Below are 15,715 nucleotides of genomic sequence, written 5' to 3'. Positions count from 1 at the left end.
GATATACTGTGTAGCCCTAAAACTGTTAATTGTCAACTGGTGGTAAAAGTTCTGGATTAAGAAGAACCTGATCATCATCATGTGTAAATGGAGCCTCTTTAAGCCAGGATGTCCATGCTAGGGATGTTTTACGATCTAAACGTGAAGCCATTACATCGCTTGCTTTGATCACTAGATTAATCTCATAACTGTTTTGAATACTTAAATAAAATCGGATGAGTTGACAAAGAGGATCATAGAGTGTTCCTCCGCGTAAGAACTGTAGGAATTTCTTTTGATTCAAAGGGCCAATTTTAATAATAAGTCTGCTTTCTTGATCCCAAAAATGAGTACCGGCTGTAGCACTGAGCCCTAAAATATTATTTTTACCGTTGATCCCAAGAGTGGTTTGATCTGTTTCATTAATATCTTGCCAACGCCCTTGGAGCTGTTGAACCATTACCGGAACTTCGAAATAGTTTTCCAGCAATACACGTAGTCCTTCTGCTGAACGCTGTTGTGTCCAAAATAAGCCTGCCAGAGAAAGCAATGTATTATCACGAAAGTTAAAACGATTTTTGAGACTTTGATGTCCAAGTCCCATAGATGAAAAAAGAATGCGCGCCAGAGCAGTCTTTTCAGGCGCTGTTGTCATTAATCCAATTGTATATTTTTTGCGAACGCGATGGAGAATGGAGATCAGCCTATGGTTAAAAATATTGAGAAATTCCTGAATTGCAGTGTCTTTATTCTGAAGACGTCTAATGATCTTTTCTGTATGGGGCATTGGCAGCGGCCCCCCCATGCCAGCAAGTCCCATAAAGTTTACTTGCATAACTGTAGGCGTCAGGGAATCCTTATTTTGGCTGAGACTGAAAATATCGCTCGAAGGATAGGATAATAAGATACGCGATTTAATAGAAACCACTTCCTTTTCAGGATGAAAAGTTTCTCCCAAAGGTTTGGCTTTTGGATACATGAGTTCCAAAACCTTGACGGCTTGATGAAACTCAAAATGATAACTCTCGTTAAAAAGAGTATCTTCTAGAGAAGTTTTTTGTTTCCGGCGAGGGGCTGCCATAGTTTCCAAGTCTCAGTTAATTTTGTACTTTTAATTTCCAGTTGAGTAAAAGAGTTTAAGGTGGCAAAAAGCGAAAAGAAATGATTCATGACCGAAGAAAATAAAAGAGCATTCGTTTCTTTATCTCCGATTTGATCAAAAGTTAAACTGATTTTAGTACCTTGCACAAATCCCCGCCAAGCGTCCATGCTAATGCGATGCGTAATCAGTGAGGTTTCGAGTTTTGAGAGAGATTCGATCTCAGGACGATCATTCACGTTTTTAAGATTGGAATAAAGGCGGACTATTTCTTTTAGAGCTTGTAAGCTTTCTGACTCATTGGATAAAGAAAGATGATTCAAACAAAGGTTAGAGATAAGCTGCCATTGTGTTTTCCCTTCCATGGGAGGGTAGGATTGTACCGTGGGTCTTTCTAGACAATAAATGGACGACGCTGGAACAGCCACTTCTGGTTGAAGAATACCACCTGAAGGAATTTGATGCGCTAATCCTCGATTTGTGCACATGAGGTGGGCATAAATTACGTCATTGGCTGGCAGTTTTGGATTAAAATCAAAATCCACAAAAGACAGCATAATATCTGTGCCCTCAAGGTCTGCGTTTATTGCAGGGATACGGCGTGCATGCCAGAAAGAGCGATCTTCTCTATCTGGATATTGATGGTTGAATCCAAAATAAGGGAGAAACTCTTTTGTTGAATCTACTTCTTCAAGAGCCGCATTTACCTTAAGGATAGAGTGAATTTCGGTTGAATTTTCTAATCTCTGATCACCAACAAGACGATATTCAGCAATGCGATGATCAAGCTTAATGGGCTCGCTAATTTTTGGGAACAAATTGATGATAGGAGTGCACCCTAAAAGGAAATTATTGATGCCCACGTCACCTTGTTTAAGGGGGACAGTTGTTGCGAGGGAAATATAAATATCAAGGGTATCTTCTTCAAAATCCTGATTGAGATTCAAGATATCAAAAAATAAGAATTTTTCAGGAAAATGAAAATACTCAAAAAGCAACCGATGACCTGCATGATGTTTGTGAGAGGTTGGAACAAGTTTTTCATTATCCTTAAATCCAACTTGTTCAATAGACCCCATAGGAAGCATACGAATACCTTGCGTGCTTTGAGCGACAACCATAGGATCTTGAGCAAAAAGGGCTGCGAAAATTTGATTTTGCAAAACTAGATTTCCAGAGATGTAGAACCGTAGTGACTCAACACCTACTTTTTTAAAAGAGCCAGCAAAAGATTGAAGTGTAATCTTCAGCGCTCGATTGCTTTTGATGACATGACTGAGGTCTACTGCTCTGGTTGAAACAACATCAACGGCCACAACATTAATAGGGACTAATTGAGTCTCATAACAAGTTTTAAAATTGCAAATTTCATCGTTGCTACTAAAAGTATAAAGTCCAGTTCCTTGAGGAACAATATATGGAGCAGTAAGTTTTCCTACTTCGGCGGCTGTGTCAAATTTAGCAATCGTTAAGGAAGGCATAGGCTCGGTGAATTGGGGATACAATGCTCCTAATAAGGCATTGGTAATTTGAGGGAAGTCATCATCAATGGTGCGCTGTAGTCTGGCCGTTAGAAATGCAAAGGATTCCAACAATCGTTCAACATGAGGATCAGAAGATTCAGTGGTACCTAGATCCAGTCGCTTAGCAATTTTAGGAAATTCTCGAGCAAAGCGTGCCCCAGAATTTCTCAAGTAACGCAATTCCCGTTGATAATACTCAAAAAACGGATCTAAGGCTTCCAAACCAGGCTCCCTTTAGTATTTATTGCTTTTCTATAAAAATGGCACAAGATCTTAATTCTGGCTAGACATTTATGCTTTTTAAGAATCATAAAAAAGCACGCCGTGTTTTCACAGCGTGCTTTGAAGGGTGAAAGAAACATTAAAAGAGCTTAATTCTCCCACTCTTCTTTTGCGGTTGTTGACTCTTCTGGCTCTTCGTCTGGATTCGCATGTTGAAACTTTTTCTTAAGAGCATCAGCAATGAAACTACCAGATGTTTTTTCCTTTTCAACGGGTTTAATATGCTTCAAACCCTCAGTACCTTTGTCTTTGCGAGCTTCAATCTGCGCTTTTAGGGCTGCACGATTATCACCTGAAGATGATTTTGGACCGCCAGTTGTGTGAGAAGGAGTGCTTGTACCTGTTCCTGTGACGGGCTTTGGAAGCGGAGGAGGAGTCGGAGGCGTTGGTGGTTGTGGTACTACCTCTTTTACAGGCTCTGGAATAGTTGTTGAGATCGGTGTTTTCGTAGATGATTGTTGTGGTACTACCTCTTTTACAGGCTCTGGTGTCATTGTCGAGGGCGGTGTTTTTGTAGATGTGGGCGTACTTACTGGTGCTGAGACTGGAGGCGCCCACTTTAATGTACAAGCCTCAACTATCTTTTTTGTTTCGTTAGCTTTAGCGAGTTGTTTTTTATCAGGTTTACTATAAGCTGCTGGACTACAATATTGAAGACACCAGGATCCTTCTGCTTTCTGTTGATCTCTCGTGAGAGGACTTTTGACGCCACATAAATCTTCTTGGTTTGCACAGGGTTTAATCTTTTTGCCCTTATAGACTATAGGTTTATCGGCACAATCTTTGTTACCAATTGGACTTGGGTTTTCTTGACGTGCTTTTGAGGCATCAGATCGACCAAAAGCCGCTTGCGTTTCAGCGGGTGCTAATAAGGCGGCCATACTGACGCAACTCAGTACGATAAGACCCCTTCGTAAATTTTTCATTTATGTTCTCCAAAATTATAGTGAAGCCCATAAATAGTATCCCTTAAATAGGGAATAGAGTCAATTCTTCTCAAATAAGAAGGGATTTTTCGTTTCCAAAAGCAGAAGGATTTTTATTCGTTTTCTTCATTCTTGCCATGACAGTGTTTGTAGCGTTTCCCAGAGCCACAAGGACATTGAGCATTTCGGTTTATGCCTTCGTAAGGTGATCCTTTGGTTTTCTTACGATTTTTCATCAGGCGATTAGCGACAGATTCTTTTTTTGCTGTCAGAAGAGAACTTTCGTCTTCACCGTCAAGGGTTGGTCTTTGAAGAGTTACATTACGATTTGCTTCTTCGGCATCTTCAAAAGCGGCATCCATGATTTCTTCTTCAGAAGATTCTTGCATTTGTAGATGGAAAATAGCGCTCGTAACAGCTTCGCGCACGCGCACAAGCATTTCCTGAAAAAGCATGAAAGCCTCTTGCTTATATTCATTGAGCGGATCGCGTTGTGCATAAGCTCTGAGGTTAATGCCTTGACGCAAATGATCAAGCGTATGCAAATGGTCTTTCCAAGATTGATCAAGGATACGCAACAATATACCTTTTTCAGCGGCTCGTAAGAGAGAGCTGCCATAAAGTTTTTCCTTTTCCTGAATCTTGTCATCACATGCTTTAGAAATACGTTCGATGATCTCCATATCTGCAATGCCTTCTTCTTGAGCCCACTCAGCAATAGGCAGATCAAGAGAGAAAAGGCGCAAACATTCTTCATGGAGTGCATCCACATCCCATTGGTCAGGATAAGCATTGACTGGAATAAAGCGTCTCACTGTTGTCTCAAGGACGTCTTGGCGCATATCCAAAATGGCACTGCTAACATCATCTTGGCTCATAATATCTTTGCGCTGCTCATAAATGACTTTTCTTTGGTCATTCATCACATCATCATACTTTAAGAGATGTTTACGAATATCATAGTTACGGGCTTCAACTTTTTGTTGAGCGCGTTCGATACTTTTATTAATAAGTGGATGAATAATAGCTTCACCTTTTTGCAATCCTAGTTTCTGTAACCAGGTATCAAGGCGCTGCGAGCCAAAAATGCGCATAAGGTCGTCTTCCAAAGATAGGAAGAACTTAGACATACCATTGTCTCCTTGACGACCAGAGCGACCCCTGAGCTGATTATCGATACGACGGCTTTCATGACGTTCAGTACCAACGACATAAAGACCACCAGCATTTTTAACAAACTCACTCGCTTCTTGGATTTCTTTTTTGAGAGCTTCAATTCGTTGAGCCCGTTCTTTCTCATCAGTAATGTCTGATAATTCAAGCTCAATGCGCATTTCTAAGTTGCCGCCCAGTTTAATGTCCGTACCACGACCAGCCATATTCGTGGCGATAGTAACAGCATACGGTCTACCGGCTTGAGCAACGATGGCGGCTTCTTGCTCGTGATGACGCGCATTCAATACTTTGTGTTCAATGTTCTTGCTTCTTAACTTGGACGAAAGTAGCTCAGACTTTTCAATGCTGGTCGTGCCAACCAACATTGGTTGACCTAATTTGTTTCTTTCCTCAATAAGCTTGATGATGGCATCGTATTTTTCTTCGGCCGATCGATAAATTTCATCGTCGTGATCTTTTCTGACCAAGGGTAAGTTGGTTGGAACTGTAAGAACTTCAAGTTTATAGATGTCACCAAATTCAGAAGCTTCAGTAGCCGCAGTTCCTGTCATACCTGCGAGTTTTTTATAAAGCCTGAAGAGGTTTTGGAAAGTGATAGAGGCCAAAGTTTGGTTCTCCATCTGAATTTCCACGTTTTCTTTAGCTTCAAGAGCTTGATGAAGACCATCAGAATAACGACGTCCTTCCATCATACGGCCGGTGAATTCATCAATGATAATAACTTTGTTTTCTTTAACGATGTAATCCACATCTCTTGTAAAAAGTTTGTGCGCTTTGAGAGCTTGGTTCACATGATGAACAAGAAGAATATTGTTAACATCATAAAGTGATCCGCCTTGCATCAAGCCACTTTTAGCAAGCAAATCCTCAATTTTCTGAGACCCAATTTCTGTTAAAGTAATTGCACGTGCTTTTTCGTCTTTTTCATAATCTTCTGGAACAAGATGAGGGATCAGTTTATTAACAGCAATGTATAGCTGTGAAGAATCTTCAGCAGCACCTGAAATAATGAGGGGAGTTCTGGCTTCATCGATTAAAATACTGTCTACTTCGTCGACAATAGCATAATTGAAATCTCTCAAGACCATGTCATCTAAACGAAATTTCATGTTATCTCTTAAGTAGTCGAAACCAATCTCATTGTTGGTTGCATAAGTAACATCTGCAGCATAGGCTGTACGTCGTTCATCGTCGTCGAGATCATTTAAAATACAGCCGACTGTAAGTCCTAGAAAATTATAGATTCTTCCCATTTCAGCAGCGTCACGGCTTGCCAAATAGTCGTTGACAGTTACAACGTGCACTCCTTTGCCTGTAAGTGCATTCAGATAGACAGGTAAGGTTGCAACAAGAGTTTTACCTTCACCGGTGCACATTTCAGCAATCATGCCACGATGAAGAATCATTCCGCCCATCATCTGAACATCAAAATGTCTAAGCCCTAAGGTACGTTTTGAAGCTTCACGAACAGTTGCGAAAGCTTCTATTAAGATGTTATCTAAGGTTTCCCCTTTCTTTAAGCGCTCCCGAAACCAATTGGTTCTTGCTTGAAGTTCGGTGTCAGAAAGTTTTTCTAATTCCGGTTCAAGGGCATTAATGGCTGCTACCATGGGTTTTAGCTTTTTTAGGAAACGTTCATTAGCTGAGCCAAAAAGACGCTGGAATAATGATGAAAACATTGATATCTTTGCCCTTGTTAAATTTTCTAGGTGTTAAAAACTGTATTCATAAAGACAGTTTTTATACTCCAGGGGCCTTAGATTGCAAGCAAAAGTGATGCACTTATCATTTCTTTCGTTTTGCGAACCCTAGCCTTTGATTAATGTAATGGTAAACATTATATATAATCTTAAGATAGAAGGCCAAATTTAAATCGTTGAGAAAGGAATAAACGATGACGATAAGATTCAAAATTGCAACTGTTGCTACTGTTCTTGCAACTGTCATGGCTTCAAATGCTTTGCCAGTTTTTGCTCAAGAAGATGCAGCAAAAGCAGAAAAGTCTGAAAAAGCTGAAAAAGGCGATAAAAAAGGTACAGTTGTAGCGAAAGTTGATGGTGAATCAATTTATTCTAGCGAAGTTAAGGCTATGGAAAAGATTTTACCAAAGCAATTGCTTCAACAAGCAAAAGATAAAAAGAAGCTTTGGAAGGGATTGCGCAACCAATTGGTTGATCTAAAGATCATTACTGATGCTGCAAAAAATTCTGGCGTTGAAAAAGATCCAAAGGTTCAAGCAGCCATTGATCAAGCTATACTGCAAGTAAAAATCCAAGCTTTCTTAGGTAAGGAAGTAGGCCAGCACTTGAACGAAAAGGCTGTTAAAGAAGCTTATGACGCTTATGTAAAAGAATTCCCCAAAGGAAAAGAAGAAGTTAAAGTTCGTCATGTCGTTGTGAAGGACGAAGCAACAGCTAAGAAAATCATTAAGCGCCTTGAAGAAGGAGAAGATTTCTTGAAGCTTGCTCGTGAGTTTTCCATTGATAAATCAACTGCGAGTGAAGGCGGAGATCTTGGGTATATTTCCGAAGGCGATATGGTGCCTCCAATGTTCTTAAAGGCTGCCATGGAACTTAAGTCAGGTGGTTTCTCTAAATCACCGGTTAAATCTGATTTTGGTTGGCACATATTGAAGGTTGATGATCGTCGTAAAGCAAAACCACACGCTCTTGAAGAGGTTAAAGAAGACATTGGTCGTGAACTTCAAGAGAAAGCCATGTTAAAGCTGGTAAAAGATCTTCGTGGTAAAGTAAAAGTTGAGCTTTTCGATGAAAATGGCAAGCCAGATAAGGAAGGTTTTGATCTGAACGGCGGTAACTCTACAGATAATTCTTCTTCCGATGCTGCTCAAGATGATAAAAAAGACGAAAAAAAGGATGAAGAGAAGAAATAATTTTCTCTCATCGTTTATTATCTAACGCCGCGATTAAAAGTGCTCTTTGAAAAAAGGGCACTATTTTTTTATACAAAACAAACCTCTTCCGTAGACGGAGGTCTTTGACTAACATTTTCACATATGTTAATTATTTTCAGGGTTTGATTTGAGCTTTTCCAAAGCAAACACTTCAAGTTTTTCATTCGCGTTGGTATCAAAACTCTTTAAAAATTCTTTGGCGTCTTGTGTGCTGTTCAAAAATTGAACTAACATCCCGTTAAACAGCTTGCCACGGATATCACCATAATCTCCTAAACGTGTGTGTGTTAACAGACTCCATGGCCTCTCTATCACTTGTGACAGTGCTATTTTTACGGCAGGATTTGACTGATAAAAATTACGTTCTTCTAAAATTTGATGAGCCTTTATAGTAGAAGGCATATAACCGCTTAATTTACTCCAGAGAACTTGATTTTCAGGCGTTGATACAAAGTCAAGAAACAGTCTCACGCCTTCGCTTTTGTTCGTTGCCCAAAAGGCTCCTCCTCCAATTTTAGGAGCATAGGGTGACTCAATCGCTTTACGGTCATAAGGCAAAGGCGCAAAACTTAAATCAAATTTTTGTTTCGCTTTACTGATTTCTTTCTGAATATCATTAAGGCGTCCAACGCCCTGCATAAGAATTAAAGTGTCGCCTTGGGCAAAGGCTTCTTCAGCAACATTAGAAAAATCACTGACATATCTGTAAATGTCTTGTTTTGACCATTGACGAAGTTTTTCAAAAAAATCAATGATATGGGGATTTCTATGAAGAATGAAGCGTGCTTTGTACATATCATCAAAACCATTTTCATGAGTTGTGATAGGCATATTGGTCATAGAAGTAAGATATTCATAAGTATAAGCAGCACTCCATGGGAAAGTGAATCCATAGAATTTCTTTCCTGGTTCTTTAGTTCTTAAAATGCCGAGAGTTTTTTCTGTAAAAGCAATGAGTTCGTCCCATGACATTGGTGTACTGTATTTCCATTGATAGTTGGGTCCATAGGCCTTCTGAAGAAGTTCTTGATTGACGAACATGATCCCCATTGAAGGATTAAAAGGAAATCCAAGAAGAGTTCCGTTTAAACCGTAGTTTTCTTCAAGACCTGCAAAGAATTGCATATCATTCAGTGCAGGGATAATTTCTCCAACAGGGATTAGTTTTTTCCCCTGAGATGTTGAATTTTGATAGTGCGCGATGATGGTGGGAGAAGCGAACTCTGAAATATGATAGAGATCTGGACGTGCCTCTAACGGTTTGTCTTTTTCTGCGATAACAGTTTTAAAGACATCAAGATAGTTTCCTTTATCGACCACTTCCGCTTTTACTGAAGTTTGAGATTTATTGAAAGCCTCGAGATAAAGCAAAAAGGCTTCATGGATTTTCCCAGAGAATCCAGTGCAAATTTTTAAAGTAGTTTGTGGGGTGTCCTCAAAGGAATTTTTTGTACAGGCTGACAGCGAAATTAAAAAGCAACCGATTAGTAAATAATGTAAGAAATTCTTCATAGCGCTAAGTTCTCTAAAATTTTTAATGTTTAAATTTTTAATCTATTTGTGTAGCTTGCGCAAGAAATCATCAAGTTCTCGCGGGCTTTTAAAAATTTTAATTTTTTTATCTTTTTGATGTTTGGCAAAATACTCAAAATAAGTTTTTCGTCTTAAGTAATATTTGAAAATTGCTTTAAATAGCAACCAAGAAAACTTATCAGAACACCCTTTGGGTCGGCATTCTCGGACCCGTCTTTTATGTTGCAAGGTACGTTTTGTCGCTCGCCAAAGACATAACCACAGAGGAAAATCTAAAACGTAAATTGTATATGCAGATTGGGCACGAAGCTCGAAATCCTGAAGCATTCCTTCTATAATCCAAGAAGGCTGAGTTAAGATTTTATGCAACTTATCATACCATATTGGATCTTCAGTGCGTTTCCACCCTGGAAGCCAATAAAGACAATCAAGATGGTACGTAGGAATATTTGTTTTTTTTGTTAAAATCTTGCTTAAAGTTGATTTTCCAGCGCCAGCAGGACCAAAAATAAAAATCCGTTGATTCTTTTTTGTTTTCATTGATGTAATGCGTTTGAGAGGAGGGGAAAACTGCGATCAAGTCGGTAATCCAAACTTGAATGATCATCCGGAAATTCTTCATACATATGAGGAATATCCATCGTTTTTAATAGTTTTATCAGTCTGCGTGCACCATAATGAAGATGATACTGATCATAACTGCCGCAATCAATAAATAGTAGTTTCAATTGACGTAGATGACTTCCGTGTTGTTGAACGATATTTAGGGGATCATATTTCAGCCAAGCTTGCCAACGTTCAGGTATGATCTCAAGTGAGTGAGGATTAACCGGAAGTTGAATTCCCAAAAAAGCGCTAGGATTAGGATCATAGCTTGCAGCCATAGCTAACATATTGAGGGTTTCAATATCGATACCACTTAATTTTGAACGACTCTCAAAAGACGTTATAAAGTTCTCTATGGAGTAATCAAATTTTGATAAATAGTTGAAAATTTTAGGAAAACTAGGAAGGTAAACGAGGTCAAATGCCATGTCGCCAGACTGGCAAGCGATGGCACTCCAAAAGTCAGCATGCTTGATACCATGGAAAATGGCGCCATATCCTCCTGAAGATTTTCCCATACAGCCTCTTTTACCGAGCCCTCCACAGTTAAATGTAGTTTCTATAAGAGGCACAATTTCTTCAAGGATATGTGTTTCATAATTACCCATAGCTAGGCTGTTTACATATTGGTTGCCCCCAAGACGTGTAAAACAATCAGGAAAAGCAACAATGACAGGAGGCATCCCTTCAGCTATCAGACGGTCTAGACGTTCAGCATCATTCTCACCAAAATTGCGCCAATTAAGGCGACCCAATCCAGAATTTGAATAAGCCGCAAATTCAACGATCAAGGGATAATGAGCGGCGGCATTAAAATGAGGGGGTAGATAAACAAGAAGGTCGCGTTCTAATGGATCGCCTAATAGGTTTTGGCTGAGCGCTTTACTCTTAATTTTTAAGACTTCAATCCGTCCTACAGGCCCTGAATGTCTTTTCCGCATAGGGTAATGTCCTTATTAACCCTTTATAAAAGGTTTTCTTGCTAAATTAGAACTATGATTTGAAACCATAATATTTGCGAGAGGGGAAAAAATGTCAACTCTGGATCGTCTTGCTGAAAGCGCAGAAAAGTTTTTTGAATCAAAATTGATGCATTTTATTGTCATTGGGATGGTGCTCGCGATTGGCGCTATGTCGGGGCTGAGTACTTTTCCCGAATTTAAGTCCTATAATGAAATTTTTGAAACAATTGATCGTGTTATTTTAGCCGTCTTCGTGATCGAAATGATGGTGAAAATTATTCTTTTACGAGGAAGATTTTTCAAAAGTTACTGGAACGTGATTGACTTTATAGTCATTGCGTTATCTCTGATGCCTAATTCTATTGCTTATACCTTTAGATTATTAAGGTTTTTACATGTTATGAGCTCCTTAGAGCTGCTTCCACGAACAAAGCACATTGTTGATGGATTGGTTCATGCTTTGCCTGGCCTTGCGAACGTCTTCATAGTGTCAATGGTCATCTTTTATATGTTTGCTCTCATGTCTACAGCCATGTTTGGCACTCACTTATCTACCGAATTTGGTACCGTAGGTCTTTCAATGTATACCTTATTAAAAGTTGTGACGGGGGGAGTAAGTTGGGTTGTTATTACAGAACAGCTCCATACTATTGGTTTGTCCTCTACTTTATTCTTTAGCCTTCTTTTGTTTGTGAGTTATTTTTTAGTGGCTCTTATGATTGGAGCAGTGATAAGCGCAGTATTAAGGGTTGAAGAGCGTTTTGAACCTCGTAAAGGAACGACGGACTTACGCCAAGAATTAAGTAAAATACAGAGAGACCTTAAAGAAATCAGAGGAGATTTGAAGCGTCGCAAATAACTAGGCGCAATAATCTGCTATTGAGGCTCTCTTTAAAAAAGTTTAGATTATGTTGAGCTTTTTAAAGGGAGAGGTCATGGAATTATTGAGAATTATAGGGTTGCTTGCTGTTTTCGTGAATGGGCTTGGAACAGTTGTGTTAGCAGAAGATAAAGACTCACTTTCTTCCAATGACAATCTCGCATCTCTTAAAGTTACTTACGATGAATACAAAAAAATCTTAAAGCAGATCAAAAAAGAATTAAAATACGAAGGTTTAATAAGGGTAGTGCCTATTGCTAAAGAAAAATTGGAACAAACTATTAAAAACCGTAGTGAATATTTTGACGAGCTTGCCCCATACATTTTGCCTGCTTTAAAGGTAATTCACCTTGAAAAGGATGAATCTTTGACCGCAGAGAAAAGAAAGAAGCTTATTAAAAAGGCTAAAGCTGACGTTATTAACCTCAAAAGTTTTGAGCAGCATAAAAAGCTCGCAAGCCATATTTTGGAAGAACTGGCGGTAGAAGAAAAGCTTAAACATCCAGAAGCTTACGGTAATATAAAGGTGGAGAAACTTGAAAAACTTAAGAAAATTCGTCCACCTGTCCCGCAAGAGCGCTTCAAATCTTCATTAACGGAAAATTAAATTTTTTCTAAGGAACTTGTTGCCAAAAGAGTTCTTTCCTCGTATACAAGTGCCATGAGGTGATAGGAAACCTCAAAATCTTTTGGACGGGAAATTAATCTTTGCAGTCTCAAGAACCATCGTTTAGCAGACTTCGTAACTTGTTCTGGCCGATCCAGGGCAATGAAGCAAAAAAATTTCTTCCTATGACTTTAATGATGTTTTTTGTGTTGTTCAACTATACAGTGTTGCGCAATACGAAAGATGCTTTGGTGGTGCCAGCAGTGGGACCTGAAGTGATCCCCTTTTTAAAGGGCTACATTATCATGCCTGTGGCCATTCTTTTTGTTACAATTTATGCAAAGCTGGCCAATACTTTAAAGCGAGAATCTTTGTTTTATACAGGCGTCTCAATATTCTTAATATTTTTTCTTGTTTTTGCTCTTTTTCTTTACCCCTATAGAGATTTGCTGCACCCTTCAGCAGAAACTGTTCAACATTTAAAAATATTACTGCCCAATATCCAACATTTTATTTCGGTTTTTGAAGTCTGGACCTTGTCGTGCTTTTATATTTTCTCAGAGCTCTGGGGAACAATCGTTTTGGGTCTTTTGTTCTGGCAGTTTGCGAACCAGATCACTAAAACCAAAGAGGCAAAACGCTTTTACACTATGTTCGGGTTTTTAGGACATTGTGCACTTATTGCCGCTGGGCTAGCAATGAAACACTTCTGTGCAATTCAAAGGCAAGCAGGAGGCGCGGTTGATTCTTGTGGTGATTATCTGAACGCTCTGACTATCTCAGTTGTCTTTTGTGGCTTGGTGATCATCTGTATTTATTATTGGATGAATAGAAGTGTGTTAACTGATCCTCGTTATTATGATGAATCCGCCAGTAAAGCTAAAAGTAATGAGAAAAAGCCCAAGTATACTGTTTTTGAAAGCTTTAAGCATGTGGTGACGTCCAAATATATTGGTCTTATTGCTATTCTTGTTTTGGGGTATGGTATTTGTAATAACTTGGCAGGTTTGATTTGGAAAAAGCAATTGAGGTTGCAATATCCTACAACGCTAGAATATGCTGATTTTATGGGGAATTTTTCAATTGCTACGGGATTTGCTACAGTAATCTTAATTTTTTTCTTCAAAGGGATTGTTGCTCGTTTTGGGTGGTTTCGAGGAGCAATTATCACACCAACGGTTCTTGCGATTACAGGAGGATTGTTCTTTTCCTTCATTCTTTTTGGTGATTACCTCGCAACAGTAACCCAATTTTTAAGTCTTACTCCTTTGATGATGGCAGTGCTCATTGGTTCGACGCAGCAGGTTCTTTCAAAATGTAGCAAATATTCAATGTTCGATCCCACAAAGGAAATGGCCTATATTCCTTTAGACGATGACTTAAAGGTCAAAGGTAAGGCTGCTGTTGATGTGATTGGGCATAGTTTTAGCAAGGCCAGCGGTGGGTACATCTCCAGTGGTCTACTAATTTTGACAGCGGCTAGTGATTTGATGATTGTCGCTCCATTTATGATCGCGATTTTTATTGCTGTGGTTTCTGTCTGGATATTAGCCGTGATTTCTCTTAATAAAATGTATATTCGTCTTGTTTATGAAGAAGAACAACGCCGAAAGAGCGACTTGTTTGCTTCAGTGGCTGCTATCCAAAATTCTTAAAATCTTTACGCAATCCTTTTGTTTGTGTCATAATTATTTAATCAATGAAAAACAAATAAGAGGGGCACATGAAACGTTTCAATTTTTTATATTTTATTTTTGTGATCTCGGTATTGCAGGTGTTAACTTCCGGAGAAGTTTTTGGCGATGTCATGTCTTCGTTGAAAAGAAAGTTATCTTCTGGAAGCTTAAGTGGTGGTCATTGCACAACGACGGGAAATACCCCCTTTACTAAGGGAGAGGCCCTATGTCTTCCAACTGATGAAAAAAATGTTTGTGACGATCCAGAGCGTCTGAAATTCTGTTTAGAAAGCTGCAGTTATAAATCAAATATCGGTGAAAAATGTCTTTTGAAAAAAGGGTATGCACTTATTGAAGTAGAAAACAATATGAAGCTTCCTGTTAAATTTGATGTCTTTGAGCCAAATATAACAGATCCCCAATTAGCCTCCAATTCCACATCGTTCAAATATCTGGTTGAAAAAGATCGTGCTTACCCCGTTTATGATAAGAAAAAAAAGGGATCTCAATTGATTGCAGTGTCGTCAAAAGACGTGAAAGGAGCTTCCACATTCGTTGTAGGTGGGCGTAGGGCGTCAGCCTTTGAAAAAGCAGATTTAGTGCGTTGTCAGAAGTTGACCTTTGGAAAAAAATATATTCTACGTTTTTATGATGCTTTTGAGAGTACGAAGACAGGTGGCTTAGAGTTAGAATGTAAAGTCCAAGATGACACAGCTAATTTTCTAGCTTCAACTGTGGCAAATGAGCGATAAGATCTGATAGTCCTTCCCTAAACGTTGGAAAGAGGAGCTGTATTTTCAGCTCCTCTTTTATTTTTTGATTGGAAACGCGGCGGTTACAAAGATAAAATTCTTTTGCAAAATCAGAGAGACTGGCTTCTTCAAAGGGAATGAGGGGAGGGCAAGGAATTTTCAATAATGATGCTGCAAAGCTCAATACATCGTTGCTCGATGCTGGTTCGTCATCCGTCACATTATAAACCTGCCCTGGATTTGGGTGATTCATAGAAACTTTCAGCATTTCAACAATATCCAAAATATGAATGCGACAAAAGACTTGTCCAGGCTTGTAGATGTTTAGGGTGTCGCCCTTTATAAGCCGTTCCAGAGTATTACGTTGAGGCCCATAAATCCCTGTCAGGCGAAAGATGTGTATAGGCAATTTGTAATGGAGTCCAAACTCTAACCATTGATTCTCAATAGCTAATCGCTGTTTTGAACGTAAACTGTCAGGATGCATAAGACTTTCCTCGGTAACCCACTGACCTTGATGGTCACCATAAACGCTTGTAGAAGAAAGGTACCCCAGCCATTGAAGATTTCTATGTTTTTTTAGTATTGAAGCATAATGTTTGAGAGTTAAATCTTCGCCATCAATTGGTGGAATCGAAACTAGAATGTGCGATGCTGAGAAGATATCCTCTTGCGTTAGAAGATCATCATTTCGATGCGTTCCTTGAACGAAGATGCCTTGTTCTTCTAGATTTGTTTTGAGAAAATGGGCAGTGTACCCTAGTCCCCAACACAAAAGTTTTTCAATCACGGTAGCGTCT

Annotated in this window: 13 protein-coding genes; 5 read left to right on the top strand and 8 right to left on the bottom strand. The window is 39.1% G+C overall.

The window, feature by feature from the left end:
- Positions 1-25: 25 nt before the first annotated feature.
- The 4 genes from tssG to secA all read right to left on the bottom strand — a co-directional run bounded on the left by tssG (position 26) and on the right by secA (position 6,664).
- Positions 26-1,060 (bottom strand): type VI secretion system baseplate subunit TssG, encoded by a 1,035-nt coding sequence (gene tssG, locus GQ61_RS03865; protein WP_085784058.1) that lies wholly within the window; start codon positions 1,058-1,060, stop codon positions 26-28.
- On the bottom strand, positions 1,024-2,823 hold the full coding sequence (gene tssF, locus GQ61_RS03860; RefSeq protein WP_085784057.1) for a type VI secretion system baseplate subunit TssF: 1,800 nt from the start codon (positions 2,821-2,823) through the stop codon (positions 1,024-1,026). Before tssF ends, tssG begins: the two co-directional genes overlap by 37 nt.
- 149 nt (positions 2,824-2,972) lie before the next feature.
- Positions 2,973-3,809: a hypothetical protein gene (locus GQ61_RS03855; protein ID WP_157111136.1), complete on the bottom strand. Its 837-nt coding sequence runs from the start codon at positions 3,807-3,809 to the stop codon at positions 2,973-2,975.
- Positions 3,810-3,922: 113 nt separating this feature from the next.
- Complete coding sequence (gene secA / locus GQ61_RS03850) at positions 3,923-6,664, bottom strand: preprotein translocase subunit SecA (protein ID WP_085784055.1); 2,742 nt, start codon at positions 6,662-6,664, stop codon at positions 3,923-3,925.
- 215 nt (positions 6,665-6,879) lie between these two features.
- Between secA and GQ61_RS03845 the strand changes: the two genes are divergently transcribed.
- The gene (locus GQ61_RS03845) at positions 6,880-7,878 is read left to right on the top strand and encodes a peptidylprolyl isomerase (RefSeq protein ID WP_085784054.1); all 999 of its coding nucleotides are present in this window, start codon (positions 6,880-6,882) and stop codon (positions 7,876-7,878) included.
- 126 nt (positions 7,879-8,004) lie between these two features.
- Here the strand turns inward: GQ61_RS03845 and GQ61_RS03840 are convergent, their stop codons facing one another.
- The 3 genes from GQ61_RS03840 to GQ61_RS03830 are packed head-to-tail and all read right to left on the bottom strand — an operon-like array spanning position 8,005 to position 10,979.
- Entirely contained in the window at positions 8,005-9,411 is a 1,407-nt protein-coding gene (locus GQ61_RS03840) for an extracellular solute-binding protein (protein ID WP_085784053.1), read from the bottom strand.
- Positions 9,412-9,453: 42 nt separating this feature from the next.
- Positions 9,454-9,972, bottom strand: coding sequence for a P-loop NTPase family protein (locus tag GQ61_RS03835; protein ID WP_085784052.1), 519 nt, complete (start codon positions 9,970-9,972; stop codon positions 9,454-9,456).
- Positions 9,969-10,979, bottom strand: coding sequence for an alpha/beta hydrolase (locus tag GQ61_RS03830; RefSeq protein WP_085784051.1), 1,011 nt, complete (start codon positions 10,977-10,979; stop codon positions 9,969-9,971). The genes GQ61_RS03835 and GQ61_RS03830 overlap by 4 nt, the downstream gene beginning before the upstream one ends.
- 91 nt (positions 10,980-11,070) lie before the next feature.
- Here GQ61_RS03830 and GQ61_RS03825 point away from each other — a divergent pair, with 91 nt between their 5' ends.
- The 4 genes from GQ61_RS03825 (at position 11,071) to GQ61_RS03810 (ending at position 14,915) form a co-directional block, all read left to right on the top strand.
- The gene (locus tag GQ61_RS03825; protein ID WP_085784050.1) at positions 11,071-11,859 is read left to right on the top strand and encodes an ion transporter; all 789 of its coding nucleotides are present in this window, start codon (positions 11,071-11,073) and stop codon (positions 11,857-11,859) included.
- A gap of 76 nt (positions 11,860-11,935) precedes the next feature.
- Positions 11,936-12,487, top strand: a complete 552-nt coding sequence (locus GQ61_RS03820; RefSeq protein WP_085784049.1) for a hypothetical protein — start codon at positions 11,936-11,938, stop codon at positions 12,485-12,487.
- Between the two features lie 101 nt (positions 12,488-12,588).
- Complete coding sequence (locus GQ61_RS03815; RefSeq protein WP_085784048.1) at positions 12,589-14,142, top strand: Npt1/Npt2 family nucleotide transporter; 1,554 nt, start codon at positions 12,589-12,591, stop codon at positions 14,140-14,142.
- Between the two features lie 68 nt (positions 14,143-14,210).
- A complete protein-coding gene (locus tag GQ61_RS03810; RefSeq protein WP_085784047.1) occupies positions 14,211-14,915 on the top strand; it encodes a hypothetical protein in 705 nt (234 codons plus the stop codon).
- On the opposite strand, the gene GQ61_RS03805 is transcribed toward GQ61_RS03810, so the two are convergent.
- On the bottom strand, positions 14,878-15,705 hold the full coding sequence (locus GQ61_RS03805) for an SDR family oxidoreductase (RefSeq protein WP_085784046.1): 828 nt from the start codon (positions 15,703-15,705) through the stop codon (positions 14,878-14,880). The genes GQ61_RS03810 and GQ61_RS03805 overlap by 38 nt on opposite strands.
- Positions 15,706-15,715: the final 10 nt, after the last annotated feature.

It is taken from the genome of Candidatus Nucleicultrix amoebiphila FS5, assembly GCF_002117145.1.
GTDB classification, from domain to species: domain Bacteria; phylum Pseudomonadota; class Alphaproteobacteria; order Caedimonadales; family Nucleicultricaceae; genus Nucleicultrix; species Nucleicultrix amoebiphila.
The sequence above is the reverse complement of the archived record's forward strand: the minus strand, read 5'-3'. Positions and strand labels throughout refer to the sequence as shown.

What these genes read in the sequence shown, in the direction of transcription:
- tssG (WP_085784058.1), bottom strand. Translation starts at nt 1,060, where the DNA reads ATGGCAGCCCCTCGCCGGAAACAAAAAACTTCTCTAGAAGATACTCTT.
- GQ61_RS03855 (WP_157111136.1), bottom strand. Translation starts at nt 3,809, where the DNA reads ATGAAAAATTTACGAAGGGGTCTTATCGTACTGAGTTGCGTCAGTATG.
- secA (WP_085784055.1), bottom strand. Translation starts at nt 6,664, where the DNA reads ATGTTTTCATCATTATTCCAGCGTCTTTTTGGCTCAGCTAATGAACGT.
- GQ61_RS03845 (WP_085784054.1), top strand. Translation starts at nt 6,880, where the DNA reads ATGACGATAAGATTCAAAATTGCAACTGTTGCTACTGTTCTTGCAACT.
- GQ61_RS03840 (WP_085784053.1), bottom strand. Translation starts at nt 9,411, where the DNA reads ATGAAGAATTTCTTACATTATTTACTAATCGGTTGCTTTTTAATTTCG.
- GQ61_RS03835 (WP_085784052.1), bottom strand. Translation starts at nt 9,972, where the DNA reads ATGAAAACAAAAAAGAATCAACGGATTTTTATTTTTGGTCCTGCTGGC.
- GQ61_RS03830 (WP_085784051.1), bottom strand. Translation starts at nt 10,979, where the DNA reads ATGCGGAAAAGACATTCAGGGCCTGTAGGACGGATTGAAGTCTTAAAA.
- GQ61_RS03825 (WP_085784050.1), top strand. Translation starts at nt 11,071, where the DNA reads ATGTCAACTCTGGATCGTCTTGCTGAAAGCGCAGAAAAGTTTTTTGAA.
- GQ61_RS03820 (WP_085784049.1), top strand. Translation starts at nt 11,936, where the DNA reads ATGGAATTATTGAGAATTATAGGGTTGCTTGCTGTTTTCGTGAATGGG.
- GQ61_RS03810 (WP_085784047.1), top strand. Translation starts at nt 14,211, where the DNA reads ATGAAACGTTTCAATTTTTTATATTTTATTTTTGTGATCTCGGTATTG.